Origin of the sequence: Methylobacterium nigriterrae (assembly GCF_037106235.1) — a bacterium.
In the GTDB taxonomy this organism is placed as follows: Bacteria; Pseudomonadota; Alphaproteobacteria; order Rhizobiales; family Beijerinckiaceae; genus Methylobacterium; species Methylobacterium nigriterrae.
The window spans coordinates 1-359 of record NZ_JBAWTG010000628.1 but is presented as its reverse complement, the minus strand read 5'-3'; the positions used below and the strand labels follow the sequence as shown (position 1 = coordinate 359).

Here is a 359-nt window from a genome sequence, read left to right as displayed (position 1 = left end):
AGAGACCGCGTTTCAGGGTCTCGCAGGGCTACGACTGGTTTTGCGGGCCATCGATATCCAGCAAAGCTCATACAGGGGGGCGCTGACAAGCACAGCTTTTGCGAGATCATGGATCGTGACAGTGCTGTTACGGCAACCTTCAGGGCGGGATCGGCGTAGATGCAGCCATGGCGCGGATCGTGACGTACAAGGTTTTTGACCGATCTGACGGGCGGTTCGATGTCGTGGTGATCCTCGGCACCGGCTCGCTGCATCAGCGGGCCGGGTTCATGAGCTTGGCCGAGGCCGAGGAGTGGATCGAGGGCCTGCGGGTGCTCATGGCGGCCTGCGGCGCGCCCGTGATCGCGTGGACCGGCGCA

The 359-nt window shown here is 63.2% G+C and carries 1 protein-coding gene; it reads left to right on the top strand.

All coding sequences use genetic code 11. The features are described 5' to 3' along the window. Nucleotides 1-167: 167 nt before the first annotated feature. Nucleotides 168-359: hypothetical protein (locus tag WDW90_RS38520; protein ID WP_336492925.1), on the top strand; the 192-nt coding region annotated here is incomplete at its 3' end.